23 protein-coding genes and 7 tRNA genes are annotated in these 23,573 nt (G+C 49.0%); 19 read left to right on the forward strand and 11 right to left on the reverse strand.

Features of this window, described 5'->3' with window-relative positions; all coding sequences use genetic code 11:
- Window positions 1–87: 87 nt before the first annotated feature.
- The 4 genes from ACLBLI_RS06900 to ACLBLI_RS06915 all read left to right on the forward strand — a co-directional run bounded on the left by ACLBLI_RS06900 (window position 88) and on the right by ACLBLI_RS06915 (window position 3,680).
- Window positions 88–552, forward strand: a complete 465-nt coding sequence (locus ACLBLI_RS06900; RefSeq protein WP_414830376.1) for a low molecular weight protein-tyrosine-phosphatase — start codon at window positions 88–90, stop codon at window positions 550–552.
- The gene (locus ACLBLI_RS06905; protein ID WP_414830377.1) at window positions 524–1,513 is read left to right on the forward strand and encodes a FecCD family ABC transporter permease; all 990 of its coding nucleotides are present in this window, start codon (window positions 524–526) and stop codon (window positions 1,511–1,513) included. The genes ACLBLI_RS06900 and ACLBLI_RS06905 overlap by 29 nt, the downstream gene beginning before the upstream one ends.
- Window positions 1,510–2,268, forward strand: coding sequence for an ATP-binding cassette domain-containing protein (locus tag ACLBLI_RS06910; protein ID WP_414830378.1), 759 nt, complete (start codon window positions 1,510–1,512; stop codon window positions 2,266–2,268). Before ACLBLI_RS06905 ends, ACLBLI_RS06910 begins: the two co-directional genes overlap by 4 nt.
- 68 nt (window positions 2,269–2,336) lie before the next feature.
- Entirely contained in the window at window positions 2,337–3,680 is a 1,344-nt protein-coding gene (locus ACLBLI_RS06915; RefSeq protein WP_414830379.1) for a class II 3-deoxy-7-phosphoheptulonate synthase, read from the forward strand.
- A gap of 47 nt (window positions 3,681–3,727) precedes the next feature.
- Here ACLBLI_RS06915 and ACLBLI_RS06920 read toward each other — a convergent pair whose 3' ends face one another.
- Window positions 3,728–4,057, reverse strand: a complete 330-nt coding sequence (locus ACLBLI_RS06920; RefSeq protein WP_414830380.1) for a hypothetical protein — start codon at window positions 4,055–4,057, stop codon at window positions 3,728–3,730.
- Window positions 4,058–4,222: 165 nt separating this feature from the next.
- Here ACLBLI_RS06920 and ACLBLI_RS06925 point away from each other — a divergent pair, with 165 nt between their 5' ends.
- Window positions 4,223–4,633 (forward strand): DUF3224 domain-containing protein, encoded by a 411-nt coding sequence (locus ACLBLI_RS06925; RefSeq protein ID WP_414830381.1) that lies wholly within the window; start codon window positions 4,223–4,225, stop codon window positions 4,631–4,633.
- 79 nt (window positions 4,634–4,712) lie between these two features.
- On the opposite strand, the gene ACLBLI_RS06930 is transcribed toward ACLBLI_RS06925, so the two are convergent.
- A complete protein-coding gene (locus ACLBLI_RS06930; RefSeq protein ID WP_414830382.1) occupies window positions 4,713–5,063 on the reverse strand; it encodes a DUF6768 family protein in 351 nt (116 codons plus the stop codon).
- Window positions 5,050–5,589 carry an RNA polymerase sigma factor gene (locus tag ACLBLI_RS06935; protein WP_414830383.1) on the reverse strand — a complete coding sequence of 180 codons (540 nt, stop codon included), beginning with the start codon at window positions 5,587–5,589 and terminating at the stop codon, window positions 5,050–5,052. Before ACLBLI_RS06935 ends, ACLBLI_RS06930 begins: the two co-directional genes overlap by 14 nt.
- A 458-nt stretch (window positions 5,590–6,047) precedes the next feature.
- Between ACLBLI_RS06935 and ACLBLI_RS06940 the strand changes: the two genes are divergently transcribed.
- Entirely contained in the window at window positions 6,048–7,028 is a 981-nt protein-coding gene (locus ACLBLI_RS06940; protein ID WP_414830927.1) for an alpha/beta fold hydrolase, read from the forward strand.
- A gap of 37 nt (window positions 7,029–7,065) precedes the next feature.
- On the opposite strand, the gene ACLBLI_RS06945 is transcribed toward ACLBLI_RS06940, so the two are convergent.
- Together ACLBLI_RS06945 and ACLBLI_RS06950 are read right to left on the reverse strand one after the other, a co-directional pair.
- On the reverse strand, window positions 7,066–7,278 hold the full coding sequence (locus tag ACLBLI_RS06945; protein WP_218312746.1) for a DUF3820 family protein: 213 nt from the start codon (window positions 7,276–7,278) through the stop codon (window positions 7,066–7,068).
- A gap of 1 nt (window position 7,279) precedes the next feature.
- Window positions 7,280–9,073, reverse strand: a complete 1,794-nt coding sequence (locus ACLBLI_RS06950) for an ABCB family ABC transporter ATP-binding protein/permease (RefSeq protein ID WP_414830384.1) — start codon at window positions 9,071–9,073, stop codon at window positions 7,280–7,282.
- 264 nt (window positions 9,074–9,337) lie between these two features.
- Here ACLBLI_RS06950 and moaA point away from each other — a divergent pair, with 264 nt between their 5' ends.
- Both moaA and ACLBLI_RS06960 read left to right on the forward strand, forming a co-directional pair.
- Window positions 9,338–10,306 carry a GTP 3',8-cyclase MoaA gene (gene moaA / locus ACLBLI_RS06955; protein WP_414830385.1) on the forward strand — a complete coding sequence of 323 codons (969 nt, stop codon included), beginning with the start codon at window positions 9,338–9,340 and terminating at the stop codon, window positions 10,304–10,306.
- A gap of 16 nt (window positions 10,307–10,322) precedes the next feature.
- A complete protein-coding gene (locus ACLBLI_RS06960; protein ID WP_414830386.1) occupies window positions 10,323–10,841 on the forward strand; it encodes a GNAT family N-acetyltransferase in 519 nt (172 codons plus the stop codon).
- 409 nt (window positions 10,842–11,250) lie between these two features.
- On the opposite strand, the gene ACLBLI_RS06965 is transcribed toward ACLBLI_RS06960, so the two are convergent.
- The 4 genes from ACLBLI_RS06965 to ACLBLI_RS06980 all read right to left on the reverse strand — a co-directional run bounded on the left by ACLBLI_RS06965 (window position 11,251) and on the right by ACLBLI_RS06980 (window position 13,963).
- Window positions 11,251–12,876 carry a response regulator gene (locus tag ACLBLI_RS06965; protein ID WP_414830387.1) on the reverse strand — a complete coding sequence of 542 codons (1,626 nt, stop codon included), beginning with the start codon at window positions 12,874–12,876 and terminating at the stop codon, window positions 11,251–11,253.
- A gap of 569 nt (window positions 12,877–13,445) precedes the next feature.
- Window positions 13,446–13,521 (reverse strand) — tRNA-Val (locus tag ACLBLI_RS06970).
- A 103-nt stretch (window positions 13,522–13,624) separates the two neighbouring features.
- Window positions 13,625–13,700 (reverse strand) — tRNA-Val (locus tag ACLBLI_RS06975).
- Window positions 13,701–13,887: 187 nt separating this feature from the next.
- Window positions 13,888–13,963 (reverse strand) — tRNA-Val (locus ACLBLI_RS06980).
- A 258-nt stretch (window positions 13,964–14,221) separates the two neighbouring features.
- Here ACLBLI_RS06980 and gltX point away from each other — a divergent pair.
- From gltX to ACLBLI_RS07035, 11 genes are all read left to right on the forward strand, one after another.
- Window positions 14,222–15,631: a glutamate--tRNA ligase gene (gene gltX / locus ACLBLI_RS06985; protein ID WP_414830388.1), complete on the forward strand. Its 1,410-nt coding sequence runs from the start codon at window positions 14,222–14,224 to the stop codon at window positions 15,629–15,631.
- Window positions 15,632–15,716: 85 nt separating this feature from the next.
- Window positions 15,717–15,792: transfer RNA gene (locus ACLBLI_RS06990), tRNA-Ala, on the forward strand.
- Window positions 15,793–15,943: 151 nt separating this feature from the next.
- Window positions 15,944–16,019: transfer RNA gene (locus ACLBLI_RS06995), tRNA-Glu, on the forward strand.
- Window positions 16,020–16,174: 155 nt separating this feature from the next.
- Window positions 16,175–16,250, forward strand: a tRNA-Glu gene (locus tag ACLBLI_RS07000).
- Between the two features lie 155 nt (window positions 16,251–16,405).
- Window positions 16,406–16,481, forward strand: a tRNA-Glu gene (locus ACLBLI_RS07005).
- Between the two features lie 449 nt (window positions 16,482–16,930).
- On the forward strand, window positions 16,931–17,842 hold the full coding sequence (locus tag ACLBLI_RS07010; protein WP_414830389.1) for a M14 family metallocarboxypeptidase: 912 nt from the start codon (window positions 16,931–16,933) through the stop codon (window positions 17,840–17,842).
- A 97-nt stretch (window positions 17,843–17,939) separates the two neighbouring features.
- Complete coding sequence (locus tag ACLBLI_RS07015) at window positions 17,940–18,146, forward strand: hypothetical protein (RefSeq protein WP_414830390.1); 207 nt, start codon at window positions 17,940–17,942, stop codon at window positions 18,144–18,146.
- Between the two features lie 49 nt (window positions 18,147–18,195).
- Complete coding sequence (locus ACLBLI_RS07020; protein ID WP_414830391.1) at window positions 18,196–18,327, forward strand: DUF1289 domain-containing protein; 132 nt, start codon at window positions 18,196–18,198, stop codon at window positions 18,325–18,327.
- 72 nt (window positions 18,328–18,399) lie between these two features.
- The gene (dusC, locus tag ACLBLI_RS07025) at window positions 18,400–19,353 is read left to right on the forward strand and encodes a tRNA dihydrouridine(16) synthase DusC (protein ID WP_414830392.1); all 954 of its coding nucleotides are present in this window, start codon (window positions 18,400–18,402) and stop codon (window positions 19,351–19,353) included.
- Window positions 19,354–19,474: 121 nt separating this feature from the next.
- A complete protein-coding gene (locus tag ACLBLI_RS07030; RefSeq protein WP_414830393.1) occupies window positions 19,475–20,893 on the forward strand; it encodes an amidohydrolase family protein in 1,419 nt (472 codons plus the stop codon).
- On the forward strand, window positions 20,890–22,170 hold the full coding sequence (locus ACLBLI_RS07035; protein WP_414830394.1) for an amidohydrolase family protein: 1,281 nt from the start codon (window positions 20,890–20,892) through the stop codon (window positions 22,168–22,170). The genes ACLBLI_RS07030 and ACLBLI_RS07035 overlap by 4 nt, the downstream gene beginning before the upstream one ends.
- A gap of 422 nt (window positions 22,171–22,592) precedes the next feature.
- Here the strand turns inward: ACLBLI_RS07035 and ACLBLI_RS07040 are convergent, their stop codons facing one another.
- Entirely contained in the window at window positions 22,593–22,940 is a 348-nt protein-coding gene (locus ACLBLI_RS07040) for a hypothetical protein (RefSeq protein WP_414830395.1), read from the reverse strand.
- 81 nt (window positions 22,941–23,021) lie between these two features.
- Complete coding sequence (locus tag ACLBLI_RS07045) at window positions 23,022–23,570, reverse strand: PEP-CTERM sorting domain-containing protein (RefSeq protein ID WP_414830396.1); 549 nt, start codon at window positions 23,568–23,570, stop codon at window positions 23,022–23,024.
- Between the last annotated feature and the right edge of the window lie 3 nt (window positions 23,571–23,573).

The raw sequence follows: 23,573 nt of genomic DNA on the forward strand, positions 1-23,573 counted from the left end.
CATACGTGAAAGCTGCGCTTAAGTTTAGCAACTCAGGTAATGCCGGTTTTTTTGTGGTTATCGATTGTCTTCAAAGGTTTTTGTTTTATGTCCCAAGTGCCCTCTGTTTTATTCGTCTGTCTGGGCAATATTTGTCGTTCACCCACTGCCGAAGCTGTGTTTCGTCATAAAGCGGCAAAAGCCGGGCTGAATGTAAAAATTGATTCAGCCGGCACACATGGTTATCACATTGGTAAACAGCCCGATAAACGGTCGCAGGCGGCAGGAGTCGCCAGAGGTTACTCATTCGAAGGCCTCAAATGTCGTCGTGTGGAAGAGTCGGACTTTGAGTCGTTCGATTACATACTGGCTATGGATGAGAGCAACCTGAGTAATCTTCGTAAAGTGTCGCCGGAGGAGTATCACAACAAAATTCACTTGTTTTTGTCTTTCGCAGACACCGGGCATCAAGAGGTGCCCGATCCGTATTATGGCGGTAAACAAGGCTTTGAGCTTGTGCTGGACCTGATTGAAGCGGCGTCTGATGGTCTCATCAACACGCTTAAGCGGTGATGTCACGGTGCCTCGTTTTCTGCTTGCCGGACTGACATGCAGCTGCCTTATTGTGATTGGCGCGATTGCCGCAGTGACCTGGTCAATGGAGACAGACGGGGCAGTAAAAAGTCATATTTTCTTCTCGTTGCAAGTGCCACTAATGATTACTGCAATGCTGACCGGCGCCGTGCTGACGGTGAGTGCCGGAACGCTGCAGGTGGTACTGCGAAACCCACTGGCTGACCCGGGGATCATCGGTATTACCAGCGGTGCCAGCCTGGTAGCGGCAGTGCTTATTTTAACCGCTCCGGCATTTGCACAGTCCTATTTTCATTATCTGTTACCGCTGGGATGTTTTATTGGCGCGATAGCCAGTACCGTATTGATCTATCGGTTGGCCAGACGTCTGCAACAAGCGAGCATGGCTGTCATTCTGGCTGGTATCGCGGTGTCTACTTTGTCGGGCGCAGTGATAGCCTGGCTTTATTTGTTCACTGACGCGCAGTCCATGCGCAATCTGACTTTCTGGTTAATGGGAAGCTTGTATCAGGCTGACGGTACGCTTTTGTGGGTAGCCGCGCCCATTATGTTGCTGAGCTGTGCATATCAGCTTGTTCAGGCGAAGAAGCTCAACTGGCTTTACGCCGGTGATAATGCTGCAGCGGTGGCAGGTGTCAGTCCGCAGCAATTGATAAGAAGGGTATTGCTTGCCGCATCAATAGGTGTAGGGGCAGCCGTATCGGTGGCCGGCTCGATTGCATTTTTAGGCTTACTGGTGCCGCACGTGCTGCGGCTTTTTGTGGGGTATGACAACCGGGTGATTTTGCCCGCTTCAGCACTTACCGGAGCGCTGTTTTTGTTGCTGGTGGCACTGGCGACAGAGATGCTGGGAACCGTGACGTTTCCGGTATCAATGATCACCGCAACACTGGGTGGGCCGCTGTTACTTTGGGCGATTTACAAAGGACAATGGCGATGACGGTTGAACTGCATTCAGTGTCGCTGGATAAGCGGCTAAACGATGTGACATGCCATTGCCTGAAAGGACAAAGCATCCATCTTCTGGGGGAAAACGGCGCGGGGAAATCCAGTTTGCTGGAAGTGATAGCCGGGCTAACTGAAGCGGATAACGGGCATTGTCGTATTGAGGGTACGCCGGTCAATGCGCTAACGTTGCCTGAACTGGCTCGCTTTCGCGCATTTCATGCGCAGTTCTCATCGGCTTCGTTTGCCCTTAGCGTCAAAGAATACCTCCAGTTTTATTCCTCGTCCCCAGTGCCCCCGTTACCAGCAATACTGGAATTTACAATGGAAGTGTCGCATCTGTTGACACGCCGCATCACCACACTGTCTGGCGGCGAGAAGCAGCGTGTAGACCTGTGTCGGGCACTGCTTCAGGTCTGGCCGGCCATTGAAACCGGTGACGCACTTATCCTGCTTGATGAACCGCTGCAGGGACTGGATATCAAACATCAGTATGCACTGATGGCGCTGACGCGAGAACTGACTAGCAAAGGAAATACCGTGATCCTGACCTCTCATGATATTGGTTTGAGCGCCAATAATGCGGATCAAATCTGGTTATTAAAACACGGCGCTTTAGTCGCAAATGGCGAGCCTTTGAATGTTGTGAATGAAATTAACCTAAATGCAACATTTGGTTGTCATTTTGCGGTAAAAAAGTTGGAAAACTTTCTACAAATTCAAGTTTGCGACCCTATTGTCATGCCTTAGTTGTGGTAAAGTGAGAACTGGCCTTTCGCCACTGCTGTCACACTTTTCTATACCAAGGAGATCCCCCCGTGAATAACTGGCAACCTGACAGCTGGAGATCCAAGCCGATCCTTCAGCAACCTGAATACGAAGATAAAAATCAACTTAAACAGGCTGAACAAACCCTAAGTAAATATCCTCCTCTGGTCTTTGCTGAAGAGACCCGCGAACTTCGTCGCCAATTAGGTGATGTGAGTCTGGGTAAAGGATTTTTGTTGCAGGGCGGTGACTGCGCAGAGTCCTTTGACGAATTTAATGCACCTAAAATCCGTGACACGTTTAAGGTGATCCTGCAAATGGCAATTGTACTGACCTTCGCAGGTCGGTGTCCGGTGACGAAAGTAGCGAGAATGGCAGGCCAGTATGCTAAACCTCGCTCGTCGGATTATGAAAGTGTTGATGGGGTTTCACTACCCAGTTATCGCGGGGATATCATCAACAGTTTTGAGTTTACGCCAGAAGCACGCCGTCCGGATCCTAACCGAATGTTAGATGCGTACCACCGCAGTGCGGCAACGCTGAATTTGCTGCGCGCGTTTGCGCAGGGTGGTCTTGCTGATTTGCATCAGGTAAACCGCTGGAACATGGCGTTTGTGGAAAACAATCCATTGAAAGAGCGTTATCAGGATATGTCTCGTCGCATTCAGGATACGCTTGAGTTTATGGATGTCATTGGTATTAATGCTTCTAACAGCGGGACACTTCATGAAACCTCATTATTTACTTCACACGAAGCACTGCTGCTTAACTATGAGCAGGCCCTAACGCGCATTGATACATTAACCGGCAAGCCTTATAACTGCTCTGCACACATGGTGTGGATTGGCGAGCGCACCCGGCAGCTTGATCATGCTCACATTGAGTTTTTCCGCGGCATTCATAACCCGGTTGGGGTGAAAGTCGGTCCATCAATCGATGAAGATGAGCTCATCAAATTAATTGACGCACTGAATCCGGATAATGACCCGGGACGTCTGACGTTGATAACACGAATGGGCGCTGACAAGCTTGAGCAAAATCTGCCGCGTCTGTTGCGTCGTGTGAAAGCGGAAGGACGCCACGTTGTGTGGAGCTCCGACCCTATGCACGGGAATACCTTTAAGGCATCCAGTGGCTACAAAACCCGCAACTTTGATGCAATTCTCAGTGAAATTCGCCAGTTCTTCCAGGCGCATGAGTCAGAAGGCACACATGCTGGTGGTATCCATCTGGAAATGACAGGTCAGCACGTGACCGAATGTACCGGCGGTGCTTACCAAATCAGTGACGAGGACCTGGCGCAGGCTTACAAAACGCAGTGCGACCCTCGCCTGAATGCCGATCAGGTGTTGGAAATGGCGTTTTTGGTGGCGGATCATCTCAAAAAGGGATAACAGGAAAATGGGTCCGGCGGCAGCTACAGTAGCCTGATGCTGCCGGATTAACACATACTGAGAACGGCTTCTCTTTCTGCCTCAGTAAGCACACCTGTGAAAATAGTAGCACGACGTAAACTGGCAGTGCGGGGATCTTCGGCCAACAATAAGGCTACAAACACATCAGGTTCGCTTGCGTGGTTTAAAATACTCTCCCACAGCAGAAAGCTTCCATATCGCATCATGCCGTTTTTATAACGTTCTGAAAGCACAGCGCGGGCTCTTTCAATGTAATGCGGCTCGCACAATACTTTGCCTGCGATGGCTCTGTGAATTGCCAGTATTCGCTGATCGATTAACGCCTGCTTCTGACGTTTCGGGCGACTGAACATCATACTCCCCAGTGTGACAACACGTTTTTTGAAAAATAAACCGGCTCTAGGAATAGTTGCGAAGTTTTCTGTATAAGTATACAGTTGTTTTTGTTTTCATAACACCCCGGAAAGCTGCTACGACGTTTGTTACGTCTTTCCGGTACAGAGTCAATTTCAGGAGCTATCATGTTCATAACAGGTACGTTTACAGTAGAGTTGAATCCGCAGCAGGATGCAATGAAAGGAAAAGACGGCATAGAGCTAAACCGACTGGCTATCAGCAAAACCTATCACGGCGATCTTGACGCCACTAGCACGGGTGAGATGTTAAGTGCCGTCACGCCGGTGAAAGGCTCTGCCGGGTACGTCGCGCTGGAGCAGGTAAGTGGTAAGCTTGATGGCAAGACCGGAACCTTTGTCCTGCAGCATTATGGGGTTATGGATAACGGCGGTCAGACGCTACAAATTCAGGTGGTACCGGACTCTGGCACCGGTGAACTTGAAGGACTCACTGGCACCATGGCCATCATTATTGACGAGGGGGTACATCGTTACGAATTTAATTTTGGTGTGAGAGAAACGCAAGGCTGGACCTGAGGCGTTATCTTATGCCAGCAAGGCGTACTAAAAGCTCCTTGCTGGCGTCAACGTCTCTTAAGCGTGACTTGCTTCGGGTCTACTTGTTTTTGGCCAGTGCCAGAAGCCTGAGCTCGCGTGAAAGACACGCTCTGTCTGTCTGCATGTAAATCCAGAGTTTAGTAGCAATCTGAACCTGCAGGCTCGCGATAAAACATACCCCCCAGAATAGTTCCTCTTGTGCAGTGGCCACGAAAAACCGGTAGCCACAGTAAATTAGTAGCACTGAAAACAAGAATGCAAGCACATACCCAGCCTTCATGATCCAGCCGAGGTTAGATGACAACCCCGTTTTCAGGTAGTCCGCAAGTGACTGCTTTTCTTCCATCAGAGCATCAAGTTCTCTTGTCTGCGCTTTCAGGGTTTGCTCGATGTTATCATCCAGTTTCATGGGTACACTCCTCATTTAGTATTGCCCTTAGTCTTTCACGGGCTCGGTAAAGCCTTGATTTAATAGTGCCTGGCGGAATATTGATAACCAGAGCGGCCTGTTCAATCGTGAGACCATTCAGGTATACCAATTCAACCACTTCACTTTCTGATTCAGGTAACGCAGCGAGAAGGGGCGGCAGACTGATCATCTGCAGGCTGTTATCCTGAAGAGGCTCTTGCGCTTTATGAGACTGACTTTCTGCGCTTTTTGCCCAGTCCAGTATTTCCCATTTAAGAGCACGGTACAGCCAGCTTTGGAAAAGTGTGAGATCGTTAAGCCGGTGCAGGCGTTTCTCTACTTTAAGCCAGACATTCTGCACTACATCTTCTGCAATCATGGGATCGTTGACACGCGCAAGCGCAAAGCGTCTCATTGGCCAGGCAAAGTGGCGATACAATGACTCCAGAGCTTCTCGGTCTCCCCGTTTTGCCTGGCTAACGAAAAGTGCAATTGCCTCGGGTGGGACGATGGTTTGCTTTTTCACAGTTGCTCCAGCAGAAAAAGGATTAGCGCAAGCAGTCGCAGTAATAAAAAGCGTATTGGTTCGCTCACCTCTATATGCGGCGGAAATAGCCAGATTAGGCTCCACAAAGACTGAACTATCGTCTCCCGGTTCATAAGCAAACATTCTCCATGCTTTTCTATAAAGACGATAGCAGCCATGCTGAGGTTCGCGCATGGTAAAAAAGTTTTTGCGAGTCAGTTATTACAGTTTCGGTACACCGCAATGTTGCCCATAATTTGCTGGCCAAGCTAGCGCGACGTTGCGGCGAGTGTGTTTAACGCGCGGCGTTAATTTCTGTTTATTTTGTTGCAGGCAAGTGCGCAGGCCTGTGTATTTGGTATTCGTATTGAACCTCCTCGCAGCAAAGCGGTAGTAATAGTGTTCATCATTCACAAACGGGATCTCTTATGACGCGACGTTTTTTTCTCGCAACGCTCATGCTCGCCATTTTTATTCCCTGCGCCGCCCAGGCCAGTGAATCCTCCTATCGTTTCGATAAAAGGCTGACGGGATACACGTATCCATTTCCCGTACAAGAATTTGAGCTGCGCTCCCAGGGTCAGACATTAACGATGACCTATATGTATCTTGCGCCCAAAAAAGACATGCCTGTTATTACCTTGATGCATGGAAAAAATTTTAACGGCGCCTATTTTGAGCCGCTTGCCAAAACTCTTCACAAGTCGGGTTATGGTGTGCTTATGCCTGACCAAATTGGGTTTGGAAAATCTTCCAAACCCGTTGATTATCAGTATTCTTTTGCCGCGCTGGCCAGCCATACCCGCGAACTGATGTCGTCGCTGAATATTGAAAAGTCAATTGTATTGGGCCACTCCATGGGGGGCATGCTTGCAAGTCGTTTTGCGTTGCTTTATCCGGATGTGACGACAAAGCTGATCCTGGTGAATCCCATTGGCCTGGAGAATTATCTGCAGTATGTGCAATACAAAGACGTGAATTTCTTTTATCAGAATGAGCTTAATAAAACGCCCGAAGGCATTATTTCTTATCAGCGAAAAAACTATTACGACGGTGAGTGGAATGACCGTTACGAAGCGCTTACTGTGCCGCTGCAAGGATGGGTGAGGGGAGACGACTGGAAGGTGTTGGCGAAAGTCAGTGCGCTGACCTACGATATGATTTTTACACAGCCCGTTATTGAAGAGTTCGATGACTTCACGATGCCGGTAACCCTGATCCTCGGCACTCGCGATACCACCGGCCCGGGCAGAAACTGGAAAAGAGCGGGCGTAGATTACACCCTCGGTGAGTACGATAAGCTGGGCGGCCGGGTTAAAGCGCGAAACAGCCGCATTGACGTGAAAACGTTGCCGGGCTTAGGTCACCTGCCGTTTATTGAGGATTATTCACAATTTGAGCCGGTTTTACTGGACGTAGTAGGCAACGCATCACAGTAAGGCCTGACGTCTGTCGAAGTCTGATACGTTTACCGTGCTACTCATCCAGAAGGGGAGCGACCACGCTCTCCAGCCCGTTCAGCTTAATTTCATACATGAGCGCCAGCTGCTCCCCCAGCTTTCCAGACGGAAACCCGTTGGCGTGAAACCATACCAGGTAAGGCTCTGGCAAATGCAGAAGTTTTCGGCCTGCGTATTTGCCAAATGGCATTGTCTGATTTACTGCGGCTTTAACCTGTGTTGCATCCATACTACGATTCTGTTTGTTGTTTTTGTTGAGCATACCACAAGGCGGCGTAGCGTCCGTTTGCGTTTAACAGCGCCGCGTGTGAGCCTGATTCGACAATTTCTCCCTGATGCATGACCAGGATCTCGTCGGCATCAATCACGGTGGAGAGGCGGTGAGCGATAACCAGGCTGGTGTGATTTTTGGCGGCCTCACGCAACGCCTGTAATATCGCCTGTTCGGACTGGCTGTCCAGAGACGACGTAGCCTCATCAAAAACCAGAATTTCCGGCCTTTTTAGCAAGGCACGGGCAATCGCTACGCGCTGCTTTTCGCCTCCGGAAAGCTTTAGCCCGCGCTCACCAACCTGAGTCTGAAGACCGTCAGGTAACGAGCCGATAAAGTGAGAGAGGTGGGCCATCGAGATTACCTGGCTTACCTCTTCGTCTGTGGCGTCGGGACGTCCATAGCGAATATTCTCAATCAGTGTGTCGTTAAACAGCACGGTATCCTGTGGCACTATTCCGATATGCCTGCGCAGCGAGTCCTGAGTGACTGTACGGATATCTTGTCCGTCAATGCTGACAGTGCCGGAATTGGGATCGTAAAACCGAAAGAGCAGTTTCATCAGAGTGGATTTCCCGGCACCGCTCTCGCCAACGATGGCGACTTTCTGACCCGGTTTAACGTCAAAGGATACACCTTTGAGGATCGGGCGCTTCGCGTCGTAGTGAAAATGCACATTGTCGAACGTGATAGCTGCACGCGTAATGCTAAGTTCTCCGGCATTTTCCCGGTCAGAGACCTTGGGTTTTTTATCCAGCAGCTGAAACAAATTGTCGATATTTGCCAGTGAACCACGGATCTCCCGGTAGACAAATCCAAGAAAGTTCAGCGGCATAAATATTTGCATTGTGAAGGCGTTAATCAATACAAAGTCGCCAATCGTCATTTCACCACGCGCTACGCCCAGTGCCGCATTACCCATCATTGACGTCATGGCGATGGCGATGATAAAGGCCTGCCCACCGTTAAGCGCGAACAGCGACAAGCGATTTTTCCGGCGGGCATGCTCCCAGTCTGCCAGATCCTTATCATATCGGTTTGCTTCAAAGTTCTCGTTATTGAAGTACTTCACCGTTTCAAAGTTCAGCAAGCTGTCAACCGCGCGGGAGTTAGTTGTGGAATCAGCCTGATTCATCATGGTGACGTAACGTGTGCGCCAGTGAGTGGCTTTCATGGTAAAGGCCACATAGATGACGACCGACAGCAAAATGATAAGGGCAAACGATGGCCCGTACTGCGTTAACATCAACACGACGACAACGGCTATTTCAAATAACGTGGGGCCAATATTGAAGACCATAAAGCGCATGAGAAAGCTGATGCCGCTGGTGCCCCGTTCAATATCTCGTGACAGTCCCCCCGTCTGGCGAGAGAGGTGGAAACCGAGATCAAGTTGGTGCAGATGCCGGAAGACGGTAAGCCCTAACCGTCGCATGGCGCGCTCAGTCACGCGGCCGAAGAGTGTATCGCGGACTTCGCCTAATAACACGTTAAGCAATCGCAATGCGCCGTAAGCAATAACCAGAGACAGGGGAACGGCCAGTATCAACGCAGTTTTATTTTCCTGATTTAAACTGTCTACGGCATATTTGAGTACATAAGGTAGGCCGATACTTGCAAGCTTTGCACCTATAAGACAAACCATCGCCAGAAAGACGCGCTGCCTGAATTCCATCAGATAGGGCCAGAGTTGTTTGAATACGTCCCAGCGAACAGGAGCGTCAGTATTTTCAGCAAAACGGGAGCGGCGCATAGCGAGTCTTTTTATTGAATAATTCTACGGTGTACACCGGTCTGTTAGAGCGGTGACATTTGTGAATGCCAGTTAGCACTTTTACTACCCGGACTTCGGCGTAAATACGCATTGCTAGTGTAACCCGATAGCCAGACTATGTGAAAATAAGTTGCGAATGAGGTGGTGAAACGTGTTGACCAGCATTTAACCGGGGACACTTTTGTGGCATGGTGAGGGCTCACGTCTGTTCTTTTTTCTTTTTATATTTCGAGCGAGGACGCATTGCTTCAGGATAATCACGGCAGACAATTTTATTACCTGCGCCTTTCCATCACGGAGGCGTGCAATTTTCGTTGTCAATATTGCTTACCTGATGGCTATCAGGGGCCTTCAGCCGACTCTTTTCTTTCCAAAAGCGAAATACAGACAGTACTTTCTGCATTCGCCGGATTAGGTACTTCCAAAGTACGAATTACGGGCGGAGAACCATCGCTGAGACGTGATTTCACCGATATTATTTCGGTAACTGCAAATACACCCGGTATCAAGCGGGTGGCGATGACGACGCATGGCGGTCGCCTGGCTCAGAAAGCACGTGAGTGGAAAGCGGCAGGACTGGATCAGGTCAATGTCAGCATTGATAGCCTGGATCCAAGACAGTTTGCGGCAATTACCGGTCAGGACAAGCTAAAAGAGGTATTGGCTGGTATCGATAATGCCGCCGAAGCCGGACTCGATGTGAAAGTGAATACCGTCATGCTGAGTCAGTTTGACGAGAAACGTCTTACTCGGTTTTTAGGCTGGATCAAAGACAAGCCAGTGACATTGCGGTTCATTGAACTGATGCAAACCGGCGAACACGAAGGCTTTTTTAATCATCAGCATCAAAGCGGGCAGCCAGTAAAAGAGTGGCTGCTGTCGCAGGGATGGGCGCCACTGATTCGTCGTAAAGACGCTGGCCCGGCACAGGAATTTTATCACCCCGATTATCAGGGGAAAATTGGCTTAATTCTACCTTACAGCAAAGACTTCTGTCAGAGCTGCAACCGCCTTAGAGTGGCGGCCAACGGGAACCTTCACCTATGTTTGTTCAGTGAGCAAGGGTTAACCCTGCAACCTTACCTTAGGGAAAATGATATTCAGGGATTACAGCAGTATCTGCAAAAGGTGCTAGTATCAAAAGAAGCCACGCATCATTTACATGAAGGGCAAACGGGTGCAACTAAGCATCTTGCTATGTTGGGTGGATAATTTGAGGTAATCACTGATGTACATTCCTGACAGCGAACGTCTCGCTTATGAACTGGTGTCTGATAAGCATGCAGAGTTTCTGTGGTCTATCGATCAGGACGAGCAGGTAATGAAATTCATTAATGGTGGAAAAAAAACCTCACGGGAAGATATCGAAGGCATTTTCATACCCAGAATTAAAGCGTTCAGTAATCCGGCGCTGGGGTGGGGGGTGTGGAAAGTGACAGTGAAATCGACAACCGAAGATATTGGCTGGATCCTGGTTCGTCCTATGCTCTTCTTCACTGCTACACCACAAAGCGATAACCTTGAATTGGGCTGGCGTTTCAAACGAAACACCTGGGGCAAAGGTTATGCAACAGAAGCCGCCAGAACCGTGCGAGACAGCCTTTTTGACATGGGTGTGGAGCAGTTTTCAGCAATTGCACTTCCCGACAATCTCGCCTCGATTGGTGTCATGAAGAAACTGGGGATGGAGTTCAGTCACCGCATGCATTATCAGGATGAAGTATTCGATGGTGAAGTTGTGGTGTAACAGCAGGATCTCAGCAAAATTCTTAGCTTTTAAGCTGCCATTGCTTTTGGCAACCCTTGTTCAGCCGGACTCTTCTTCTTTGCCATTTCCGTTATATCGTTTGACCTGACTTTTCCCCGTAGATTTAGCAAGATAACGTGCACTATCCGCTTGGTTTATATACGGGGCATAGTGGAAAGTTCACTGTCGCTTTTTATCCAACGTTGTTGTCTTCAAATAATGTCCGAAAGGCGGTTTTACCGGGAACAACAATACGACCTGATACATGAAATCAGTTTAGCTATGATCATAGTTATGGCTGTGCAACCTGTACTAAGGAACTATGGTTTTATCAGGGGGATCTTTACATCTCAACGACCAGTTAAGGCAGCTCACGGAGACAGAATGACCATTTGGCCAGAGCCGAATTCTACGTCAAGTCCCGTAATATTGACTTTACCCGCTGATAACGCTTCTCTTGCTCCTGATTCAAATGAGCAGATTCAATTGTGCGCATGCAGTTAAGGATAAGTGCTTGCGCATTCTCATCTTCATGACGGTTTTCGCGAAGATCAATAGCCGTTGCCTGCAACAAATTGAGCGCGATAGAGGGGTTTTTAGGCATTATGGTGAAAGCGTGTCTGAATGTTTTGAGAGCTGTCGCTAAATCGCCTTGCTGATACTGCACAACCGCAGAGTTGTTAAGCGCTTTCGGACTCATTGGAATTTCTGCTTTCTCAGAACGTTCTTGTCGGATGTAATGTAAAAACAAATCGCTTTGCGCAGGATCGCTGACGCAGCGTCGTTCGATTACATCCAGAATACTCAGTGCGTGGTCTTGCAATCCGACTTCATGAAATGCTTTAGCTTTATCTAGCAGTGCATCAATACTTTCTGTTTCCCAGGTATCATCGCTTAGCTGTCCTAACAGGTTTCTCGCATTGTCACTTTCATCCTGCAGATACAGTAGCCGCGCATCTATTACCTTGATCTGTTCTTCAAAGTCGGCCTTAGGAAAGGACGCCTTAAGCTGACGCAAATATTCATTGGACTGTTTAATTAGCTTTGAGGTCTGGTCATCGTCGGCGGTCATGGCAAAATCAATCCCTGCACGCGCGACATTGAGGTAAATTTCCGGCTTATCGTGAATGGAATTTTTAGCAAACTTTACGACTTTTTTCGCAGCTTCAAACTGCGATTCGTAGTCATGCGTAATACGCGACAGGTCCAGTGCCTGACGGTGGCGGTGAATATTCCGCGGTGAAATCTCGCCGGCCAATGACACGCATTCCAAAGCATCTTCAAATTCCTGAAGTTTTATCTGCAAAGCAGTGAGCAGGTCATAGGCCGCCAGCATCGAGTCTTTCTCAAAAGCCAGTTCTAAAATGAGCTTCTCTGCATCATCGTCTTCGTTTAGTCGTATATGACATCGAACCAGCCCTAGCTGTGCCCAGGTAAAGTTCTGGACGTTCAGAATCGCCTGATAAAATTCTTTTGCCTGCTCTATGTAATTACAGGCCTGCAACAACTCGCCTTTGGTTTTCAGTGCGAGTGGAAAAAACTCTGCGTTTTTGGGTTCAGTAAGAAACTGCTCAATTTCATTGAGTGCCTGGTCAGGTTGATTGCGTTCGATTAGTTCATATACGGGCTTAAGCGCCTGCTTACGGTTTAACACACGGGTAAGGCGCTTATCCAGTTCTCTCACGGTAAATGGCTTAGCCAAAAATTCATCGGGTTGTAACTCAACGATAGAGTGAACAATGTCAGCGGTGGTGTCTGCGCTGATGAAGACGAAGGCGGTACTAGGGGGAAGCTCTTTATGCTCTTTTAGCTGGTCATACAGAAAGTAGCCCTCCTGTTCCTGCTTTAAGTCATATGCGCAAATAATCAGATCATATTTATTGCGACGAATAGCCGACAGCGCCAGATTGGCTTTATCTACATACTCGATGTCCTGAAAGCCTAGCTCTTCCATGGAGTATTTAAGGTAACCTTTGGCCAACACCTGATCATCAACAATCAGCACTTTCATTTGGCGAGCCAGCTTGATGTTCATAGACTTCCCATCACTGCGAGATAATAAAACACACTTCCACTTATATTGGTTTATCGTCAGAAATGCGTAAAAACTTATTAAAACCTGAAATTGATGGCTTTGTCACGATTTGTCGGCAGGAGAGGGGCCTGCGGTTATAAAATTATAGTGTGGTGTCGCGGCAGGCATTTCTTCGTGAGGACCAAAAATCACAAATTGACAGCGCTTATTTTTTCCTTAATCACAAGAAGGAACCCCAGGCGTCAATACAATCCAAGTGGAAGGGTATGACAATGACGCAATTGAAATGGTATTGGTGTAATAGGGATTTATTAGAAAAAGTAGTGGGCGCTGATGCGGCTGGCAACGACGTAATAGAACCTATGAAGTTGTCGGGTATTGGCTATTAAATAAAAAAGGGGGGTAGTGGATGCTACTGTGGCTCGCAACGACGTTGTTGAACCAGTGACGTTGTAGGGTGCTTGCTTTTAATTTAGAAAGGGGGGGGGGGTGGACGCTACTGTGGCTCGCAACGACGTTGTTGAACCAGTGTGATTGTAGGGTGTTTGCTTTTAGATTAAGAAAGGGGGTGGTGGACGCTACTGGGCTTGAACCAGTGACCCTCGCCTTGTAAGGGCGATGCTCTCCCAACTGAGCTAAGCGTCCGTATTGTTTGACTGCATGAACGATTAAAGAGATGGTGGAAGTCTGTTGTGGCTCGCAACGACGTTGTTGAACCAGTGAATCTCGCCATCCCACTTAAAAAAAGTGGTGGACGCTACTGGGCTTGAACCAGTGACCCTCGCCTTGTAAGGGCGATGCTCTCCCAACTGAGCTAAGCGTCCATATTGTCATGCTACACAAGACTTGTCTGTCACTCTATACGAAGTGCTGAACGTATGCTGTGGCTCGCAACGAATGCTGTTGAACCAGTGGCCTTCGCCAACCCACTTAAAAAAAGTGATGGACGTCTGCTGTGGCTCGCAACGACGTTGTTGAACCAGTGACCCTCGCCACCTCACCCAAAAAGGGTGGTGGACGCTACTGGGCTTGAACCAGTGACCCTCGCCTTGTAAGGGCGATGCTCTCCCAACTGAGCTAAGCGTCCATCTTGTGTATTACTTGCTAGCTGTGCTTCGCAAGTGGGGCGGTATTATAGAGTGGCCGCTGTCACTGTCAACTACAAAATTCGAGAAAATGGTTCGTTTGCACGAAAAGCAGTCACTGTCTCATTTTTTGCTTATTTACAGCGTATAGATGCTAGCCAGACGTGAAACGGTGAGTATAGATGAACGCGCTTTTTTGCCGGGCGATAGGCTGGTAGAATGCGCGCAATTTTTCGAATCATTAATAACAGAGAGTTATCATGTCGGTTGTTACCAGATTTGCGCCAAGCCCTACCGGTTATCTACACGTAGGGGGAGCACGTACCGCACTTTATTCATGGCTGCTTGCAAAACGTCAGGGCGGTCAGTTTGTTCTTCGTATTGAAGATACAGATATAGAACGTTCTACTGAAGAAGCAAAGCAGGCTATTCTGGATGGTATGCAGTGGCTGGGTTTAAACTGGGATACCGGCCCTATCTATCAGACCGACCGTTTCGACAGATATAAAGAACTTATTCAGCAACTTCTCGATAAGGGGCAGGCATATAAGTGCTTCATGTCATCGGAAGAGCTGGATGCAATCCGTGAAGAGCAAAAAGCAAAAGGTGAAAAGCCACGTTATCCAGGTACATGGCGAGACAGGACTGACCATCCTGAAGGCCAGCCGTTTGTTGTTCGTTTTAAAAACCCACAGGAAGGCAAGGTCGTTTTTGAAGACCATGTGCGCGGTAAAATCGAGATCAGCAATTCAGAGATGGACGATTTGGTGATCCAGCGCAGCGATGGTACACCAACCTACAATTTTTGTGTGGTGGTAGATGACTGGGACATGGGAATTACACATGTTGTTCGTGGTGAAGACCATATTAATAATACCCCAAGACAGATAAACATCCTTAAAGCGTTGGGTGCGCCTATCCCGGAATATGCGCATGTATCGATGATTCTTGGCGATGACGGCAAAAAGCTGTCCAAACGCCATGGTGCGGTAAGCGTTATGCAATATCGTGATGACGGCTTTCTGCCACAAGCTCTGATTAACTACCTTGTGCGCTTGGGCTGGTCACACGGGGACCAGGAAATTTTCTCAGTCGATGAGATGATTGAGCTGTTTAGTGTAGATGCAATCGGACAATCAGCCTCAGCGTTTAATACTGAAAAGCTCATCTGGCTTAACCAACACTATATTAAGTCACTACCGGCCAGTGAAGTGGCGCTTCATGCGAAATGGCATTTTGAACAGCAGGGGGTATCGCTGACATCAGGGCCGGATCTGGAGTCTGTTATTGCGATCCAGGCTGACAGAGTGAAAACGTTAAAAGAGCTGGCTGAAATCAGTAGCTACTTTTATCAGGATTTCGAAGACTTTGACGACAAAGCCGCGAAAAAGCACCTTCGTCCTGTCGCGAAAGCACCGCTTGAGACAGTAAAAGCGAAGCTAATGAGCCTGGAAACCTGGAACCCGGAATCGATTCAGTCTGCCATTAATGCCGCTGCTGAAGAATTGGAAGTAGGGATGGGGAAAGTAGGCATGCCGCTGCGTGTAGCCGCTACCGGAAGTGGTAACTCGCCATCACTGGATGTCACACTGAATTTGCTGTCAAAAGACAAAGTCGGCGAGAGAATAGACAAAGCGCTTACTTTTATAGCAAACAGAGAAAATTCATAAAAAAACCGTTGACATGAAAACGCCCCCTGCCTAGAATGCGCCCCGCTGTCACGGAACAGTCACAACTAATGTGAAACGTGACCACGGGGCCATAGCTCAGCTGGGAGAGCGCTTGCATGGCATGCAAGAGGTCGGCGGTTCGATCCCGCCTGGCTCCACCAAGATTTCTTCTCATAGTTTTGACTGTGGGATAGGCTGAAGGTTGAAATACCTTCGGACAGAAGTTTCTGGCAGGATAAGGTCGCTCGGTTCGCCGGCTCACCTCGCCTTACAGAAATTTAGCGATGCAACGCTTCGCTAGTCAAAATTTCTGTCCCCTTCGTCTAGAGGCCTAGGACACCGCCCTTTCACGGCGGTAACAGGGGTTCGAATCCCCTAGGGGACGCCATATACATCGCGTCACAGTCGATTAATACTGTGGAATAGGCTTAGAGAGTACACTCTCTGGCAAAAAGTCAGTAAGGAATAATGTCGCTCAGCTCGCAGGGCTCGCTTCACCTTACAAAAAATCTCGAAAGCTTTGCTTTCGAAAGAAGATTTTTTGTCCCCTTCGTCTAGAGGCCTAGGACACCGCCCTTTCACGGCGGTAACAGGGGTTCGAATCCCCTAGGGGACGCCATATACATCGCGTCACAGTCGGTTAATACTGTGGAATAGGCTTAGAGAGTACGCTCTCTGGCAAAAAGTCAGTAAGGAATAATGTCGCTCAGCTCGCAGAGCTCGCTTCACCTTACAAAAAATCTCGAAAGCTTTGCTTTCGAAGGAAGATTTTTTGTCCCCTTCGTCTAGAGGCCTAGGACACCGCCCTTTCACGGCGGTAACAGGGGTTCGAATCCCCTAGGGGACGCCAAAAAACAAAGACCAGCAAATGCTGGTCTTTTTTTTGCCCCGCCGGGATGAGAAGCCCTTTATTCAGACCTCATAACTTACTTTTACTCTGCGCTTACTAATGACGGGTTCGACTGCCTGGCCTGGAGCCTGGCAGAACGTGCTTTAGCACGGCCCGAAGGGCAGCATACAGGACAGGCTTACCCGATAACGCGTATTATGAAAGCCGCTGGCAGGATCAAACTGGCAGAATAGTGGTCGTTACCGTTGCAATACTCCAACGCGTTATAGCATTCGCACAGCAACGCGGATTAATCAACGTAGCATGTATTTTCTAACCCGGCCGCCTTGATGATTGCCACTCAACGTGTCAGCTTTGCGATACGCCCGATTGCACGGGCTGGTGGATTCCCCCTATGCCTATACATGGTAGACTTGCGCCTTTCACATATTCATTTTTGGAGGGCACATATGTCAGAATACGCGATTGGAACGCCAGGAAGGCCCTGGGGCGAAGAAGAAAAAGCACAATGGAAAGCTCAGCAGAATATTGTTCGCAGCTACAAAGAAGATGTGCTTTCAAAGTTACTCAACGTCCCCTCTGGTTATTCACTGCAGCAATATGGCGCATTGCCTTACAACGAGGCGCGTTACCCTCTGAATGCCGTGGTGCCGGATACCCTGCTGGATAACGTGCCTAATGTGTTGGTTACCGGAGGCGTACACGGTTATGAAACCAGTGGCGTTCAGGGCGCGCTGAAGTTTATTAATGAGACTCTTTCGGAGTACGAAGACAAAGCCAACGTGATTGTTGTACCGTGCGTGAGCCCGTGGGGATACGAGACCATTAATCGTTGGAACCCTATGGCGATGGATCCCAATCGCTCATTTCATGAAGACTCAAAAGCGCCTGAGTCTGCGCTGTTAATGGCATTCGTCGCATCGCTGGGCATTACTTTTGACATGCATATCGATCTTCATGAAACGACAGACACCGACAATTCTGAATTTCGCCCGGCATTAGCGGCGAGGGATGGTGTGACTCACGATATCTGGAACATTCCTGATGGATTTTATCTGGTTGCGGATACGCCTAAGCCCGTACTGGCCTTTCAAAAAGCCATTATAGAGAGAGTAAAAAAGATAACGCATATCGCGCCACCGGACGAAAGTGGCAAAATCATTGGTGCAGATGTCGAGATAGAAGGTGTTATTTGTTACGACAAATCTTCTCTTCACCTATGCGGAGGCATGACTGGTGCAGCCTACGTATCCACCACAGAGGTGTATCCGGATAGTGAAAATGCAACACCTGAAAACTGCAATGATGCCCAGGTAGCAGCGATAACAGCGGCAATCGATTATGTGTGTGCACATTTCTAAACACCATTAATCTCATAAAATGGCCATGCGGCCATATGGACGTTTGAAAGTATAGACGTCTATATGTATATTGAGACCTTCATCTCAGGAGGTCTCTATGTTTGACGTGAATGCGTTAATCTATAATGGTAATGTGCAGAAGTTTGTTACTCATCGCTGCACATCAGAAAGTGAGTTTTTTCAGTGGCTGGCTTCAACCTATGGAGTGTATATTTGCTTGTGGTGGGAAATGAATGCCGTGATGTCCTCTCCAATCCTGGCCGACGCGTCGTTACATTCATCAGGCACCCATGAGCGCGGTTAATGATTCCCCCTGCATTCGACAATGTTGCCTGAATCAGGAGGATATTTGCATGGGATGTTACCGAACGCTGGACAACATACTCAATTGGACCACGTACTCTTCACATCAGCGTCAGCAGGTACTTGTCGATTGCGAAGCCAGAAGACGCAGCAATCAACCGCCGGATCCTGAGCGCAAATAGTTGGTCGGTAAGCGTGTTTTTGCTACACTTGCGCGCCTTTTTTAGCACACTCAATACCGGACAAACACTCTCATGAGCAACATTATGCTGGCACCGATGGAAGGTGTCGTTGATCACCTGATGCGCGACATGCTTACCCGCGTCGGTGGCTTTGATCGTTGCGTCACTGAGTTTGTGCGGGTGGTCGAGCAGAAGTTGCCAAAGAAGACGTTCTATCGTTTGTGTCCGGAGCTGCTCAACGGCGGTAAAACCCCCGCTGGCGTGCCTGTGCGTGTGCAGCTGTTAGGACAGCACCCTCAATGGCTGGCAGAAAATGCCGTCACTGCTGTTGAATTAGGCTCTCCGGGGATAGATTTGAACTTTGGCTGCCCGGCGAAAACGGTAAATAAAAGTAAGGGTGGGGCAGTACTGTTAAAAGAAACTGACACCCTGCACGCGATTGTCAAAGCCGTACGTGAGGCTGTTCCTGATCACATTCCGGTTAGTGCAAAAATTCGTCTGGGGTTTGAAGATAAAACCAAGGCGGTAGAAAACGCGTGCGCCATCGCTGACGCCGGCGCTTCTGAAATAGTGGTGCATGCCCGCACGAAAACGGAAGGTTATCGCCCGCCAGCTTATTGGGATTATATTGCCAGAATTCGTGAGCATACGGATATACCGGTCATCGCTAACGGTGAAATCTGGAGCGAAGAGGACGCACAGCGTTGCAAAGTGCAGTCAGACTGTCAGGATTTGATGATTGGACGTGGTGCGCTCGCGCTGCCCAACCTGGCGCGCTGTATCCGCTTTGGTGAACCGCCGATGCCATGGAGCGAAGTGGCGGACTTACTGATTCAATATTCAGGCTATGAAATTTATGGCGACAAAGGCCGCTACTACCCTAACCGCATCAAACAGTGGTGTGGCTATTTACGTAAGCAGTACACCGAGGCTGCGGTGCTGTTTAACGATATCCGCCGTCTCACCGATGCACAGGCTATTGTTGACGTCCTTGCCCGTCAATCCTCGCAGAACCATGTTGCTTAGCCTCACTTAAACTTGTGGGGTAGCCGGTTTTTCGCTACGTTGGATTAAGAAAAGACAAAAAGACTTTTCGTCTGACCGACAACACCGGTCTTATAATTATAACTAACGTAACGGTAAATCCATGAAACACTCAACTTCGCGCATATCGCTGGCGTTGGCGTGTCTGTTCTCTGTCGCTTTGACTGGTTGTGGTACCAGTAAGGAAGAAAAGCAGGAACAGGATGCCAAGGTCTCAATCGATCCTAATCCTTATCCAAGTACTTATACGCCGATCCCCGGTAAAGCGACTCTGATCACGAATGTCACCATTCTTGACGGTGTGGGGAATGAAATTAAAAATGGCATGGTTCATTTTGCCAACGGTAAAATTGTGGCTGTCGGTGAAAAGCTGGATGTGCCCGATGGTGCTACTGTGATCGACGGTGCCGGTAAATGGGTAACGCCGGGCATTATCGATAATCATAGTCACTTGGGGGTATACCCATCTCCCTCTACGCATTCTCACAGCGACGGTAACGAAATAACTAACCCGGTAACCGCGGAAGTCTGGGCAGAGCATTCCGTCTGGCCGCAGGATCCTGGCTTTGGCCGGGCGCTGGCTGGCGGAGTAACCACGCTACAAATCCTGCCGGGCTCGGCGAATTTGTTTGGTGGCCGTTCTGTGGTACTGAAGAATGTGCCGGACCGCACCATGCAGGATATGAAAATGCCCGACGCGCCGTATGGCCTGAAAATGGCCTGTGGCGAAAACCCGAAGCGGGTTTATGGGGAGAAAGGTGGCCCGTCTACCCGCATGGGGAACGTAGCTGGCTACCGTCAGGCATGGTCTGATGCGCAGGATTATATGCGTAAGTGGGAGCGCTACGAGAAAGAATACGAAGCGGGAGACAACCCGAAGGCCCCCAAACGCGATTTACAGATGGAGACGCTGGCTGGGGTACTAAGCGGTGATATCCGTGTACATATGCATTGCTATCGTGCGGACGAAATGACCGTGATGATGGACGTGATGAAAGAGTTCGATTATCAGATTGGGACTTTTCATCATGCCGTTGAATCTTACAAAATTGCTGACAAGTTAAAAGAAAACGACGTTTGTTCGGCCATGTGGGCCGACTGGTGGGGCTTTAAAATGGAAGCCTATGACGGAATTCGCGAGAACATTCCCGCGGTTCATAACGCTGGCGCGTGTGCGATTGTTCACTCCGACAGCGATTTAGGCATCCAGCGCCTCAATCAGGAAGCGGCAAAAGCCTGGTCTGACGGTAAGCGGGCTGGTCTGGATATATCAATGGGCGAAGCGTGGCAGTGGCTTTCTGCGAACCCTGCGAAATCCCTTGGCGTGTTTGATAAAACCGGTTCGCTTGAAGCTGGCAAACAGGCTGATCTTGTACTGTGGAATGGTAATCCATTCTCTACCTACACCAAAGCGGAACGCGTCTATATTGACGGCGGACTGGCCTTTGCGCTGGAAGACAAAGCCAGCTGGCCGGTAAGTGATTTTGAGTTAGGCCAGGTTGGTGAAGGAGACGCGAAATGAAAAAGTTAGCATTACTTGTAGCAGCCAGCTTGGTGTCGTCTTCTGTGCTTGCAGAAAAAATCGCCATTGTTGGCGGTAAAGTGTTTACCATGTCAGAGCAGGGTACCCTCGATGAAGGCACCGTGTTGATGACAGACGGCAAAATTGATCGTGTAATTAGCGGCGCAACAGCACCTGATGGGTATACTGTAATTGATGCTGCGGGAAAAGTAGTTACCCCTGGGCTGGTCGGCTCGATGACCTCGTTAGGTCTGGTGGAAGTTTCCTCGTCAGCAGGCGTGGTCGACTCCTCTACAGAGGCCTCGCCAATTACCCGCACCGGAGCTGCGCTTGATGTGTCCTATGCGGTAAACCCAGATTCATCATTAGTCGGCGTTACCCGTATAGAGGGCATGACATCCGCTGCGACATCAATCACTTACACAGATAATCTGTTCTACGGACAAGGCGCCGTCATCACGCTGGACGGCGATGCGCCGGTATTGAAGCCGCGTGCTTTTATGGTGGTAAACGTTGGTGCCGACGGTGCACATGAGGCGGGCGGTACCCGTGCGGCACTGTGGGTGATGCTGGAGAATGTACTTGAGGAAGCGGCATCGGTTTCCGGTAAGATTTCGGCTACGCAAGAATGGCACGGCCTTAACACGCCAGCAGATGTGAGCGCATTGAAAGCTGTGCTTAGTGGCGACATGCCTTTATTGATGGAAGCAGACCGCGCTTCAGACATCCGTCAGGTTATTGCGTTTAAGCAACGTCACAGCAACATCGATGTAGTGCTTATGCACGGTGTGGAAGCCTGGCGAGTGGCTGATGAGTTGGCCGCTGCGGATATTCCGGTGATCCTCGACCCTGAATATAACCTGCCTGGTGGCTTTGATCAGATGGGCGCAACCCTGGCTAATGCTGCAAGACTGGAAGCTGCTGGCGTTACCGTGGCGGTTGGCATGGACACACACAACATCCGCCTGGCGACACAGCATGCCGGTAATGCGGTTGCAAATGGCCTTAGCTACGAGGGCGGTTTAGCCAGCCTGACCCGTGCTCCTGCATCTATACTAGGAGTGGATGACAAGCTTGGCTCACTGGCCACAGGCAAGCGTGCCGACGTGGTTATCTGGAGCGGAGATCCGCTGGAAGTGACGCAGGTCGCTGAGCAAGTTTTCGTGAACGGTGAAGCTATCGAGATGGAGTCGCGTCAGACCCGCCTTCGTGACCGCTATCTGGCAGTGCAGGAAGAGCAGGCAAAAACGCCAACGCACTTTGTTCGTCCAGAGTAATGTCGTTGTGAGCCGGCATCAGCCGGCTCTTTTCTGTTTATGACATACCCCTACACTTTTTCCCACTTTCACCATCGTCACCTCTTTATGTTTTAAGCCGACGAACTAGCCGCCTGAGGCATCTGCTATTTCAACAGCACGCCTTTCTCAAAAAAATGCGACTTTGTACCTGTATCGATAGCTTTTATCTTTTAGCCGGCGCTTTACTCGGCAGAGGGAAATCGGGAGGCTGTGAGGAAAGCGCAAGAGGGAAGTGAGCTGCGTAACGAAAATAGTGAGTCGACACAACAGAGTGCAGTTAACTGGTGAAGGCTATGAGTGATTTTAGTGAAAATCTTCTAAGGCCGTCGTCGTCAGTATCACAAATAAGGTTTTGCAGGCGTCACAAACCTCGTTTACCGCACTCAACGTCGCGCCACAGATTAATAATACGTGTTATCCGACAGGCCATCGCCTTCAGATACCAGTTCCGCACTGTCAATGCGCACCAACACACCAGATTGTTCACTTGTTGCTCTGTCTGTCACCCGGGTAGCGTTTACTTTAATAACCGTTCCCGCTACTCGAAAGGCAGTTGGCAGGTTTATTGGCTCGTATTGCTTTCCATCCAGGGATACCAATACAAAAGACTTTTTATTGGTTTTATTAATCTGAACCTCAGCGGTAAACGTGAGCGATTCTGGGGCGGGGGGCGAAGAGGCGCAAGCCTGTACACTCAATGTAATCATAATTAATGCCGATGCCATTATAAATACGAAGAAGGGTTTCATTATATGTCCTTTGGTTAACAGAAAACAAAAAAGCCCGGTGTTTCCGGGCTTTTTTACAGAGTGTGATTCACGATACCAAATTTAGCGAATACGTCTGCGACGAATTGCAATGGCACAGATCCCCATGGCAAGCAAACCGATAGTGGCTGGTGCCGGAACTTCAACCTGTCCTAGTCTTACATTGAGAGCGTCTATAAACGCCCCATTGCTGTTTTGGAATACGTCAAGAATACCTAGTCCAAAGTTTGAGTCGTAAAACAACTGGTAGCTCCAGGTGAACACGCCGAAACCAACATCATCAGCATCCAGACTAAGGAATTGTATGCCAGCGAAGATATCACTCGTATCCAACTCTACTTCAAAGTAATAGGTATCCAGAACATCTCCCCAGGAATAAAGGCCGCTCAGTTCAAATTCAACGAGTTCGAACCCCCCGTCAAAAAAAGAGCTTTTAATTCCGGTGTTCCAAAAGGAATCATCCATATCAAACGTTACTGAACCGATCACTTCCCCAGTGAAGTCGTCCAGAATTTCCTGCTTGATCAGCGATGCATTGGCACTGAATGAGGCAGTGAGTAATAAGCTTAATCCGATGAAGGTTTGCAATAAACGTGATGTATATGACTTCATTTT

The sequence above is a fragment of the Alteromonas sp. H39 genome, assembly GCF_047556435.1.
GTDB lineage: Bacteria > Pseudomonadota > Gammaproteobacteria > Enterobacterales > Alteromonadaceae > Alteromonas.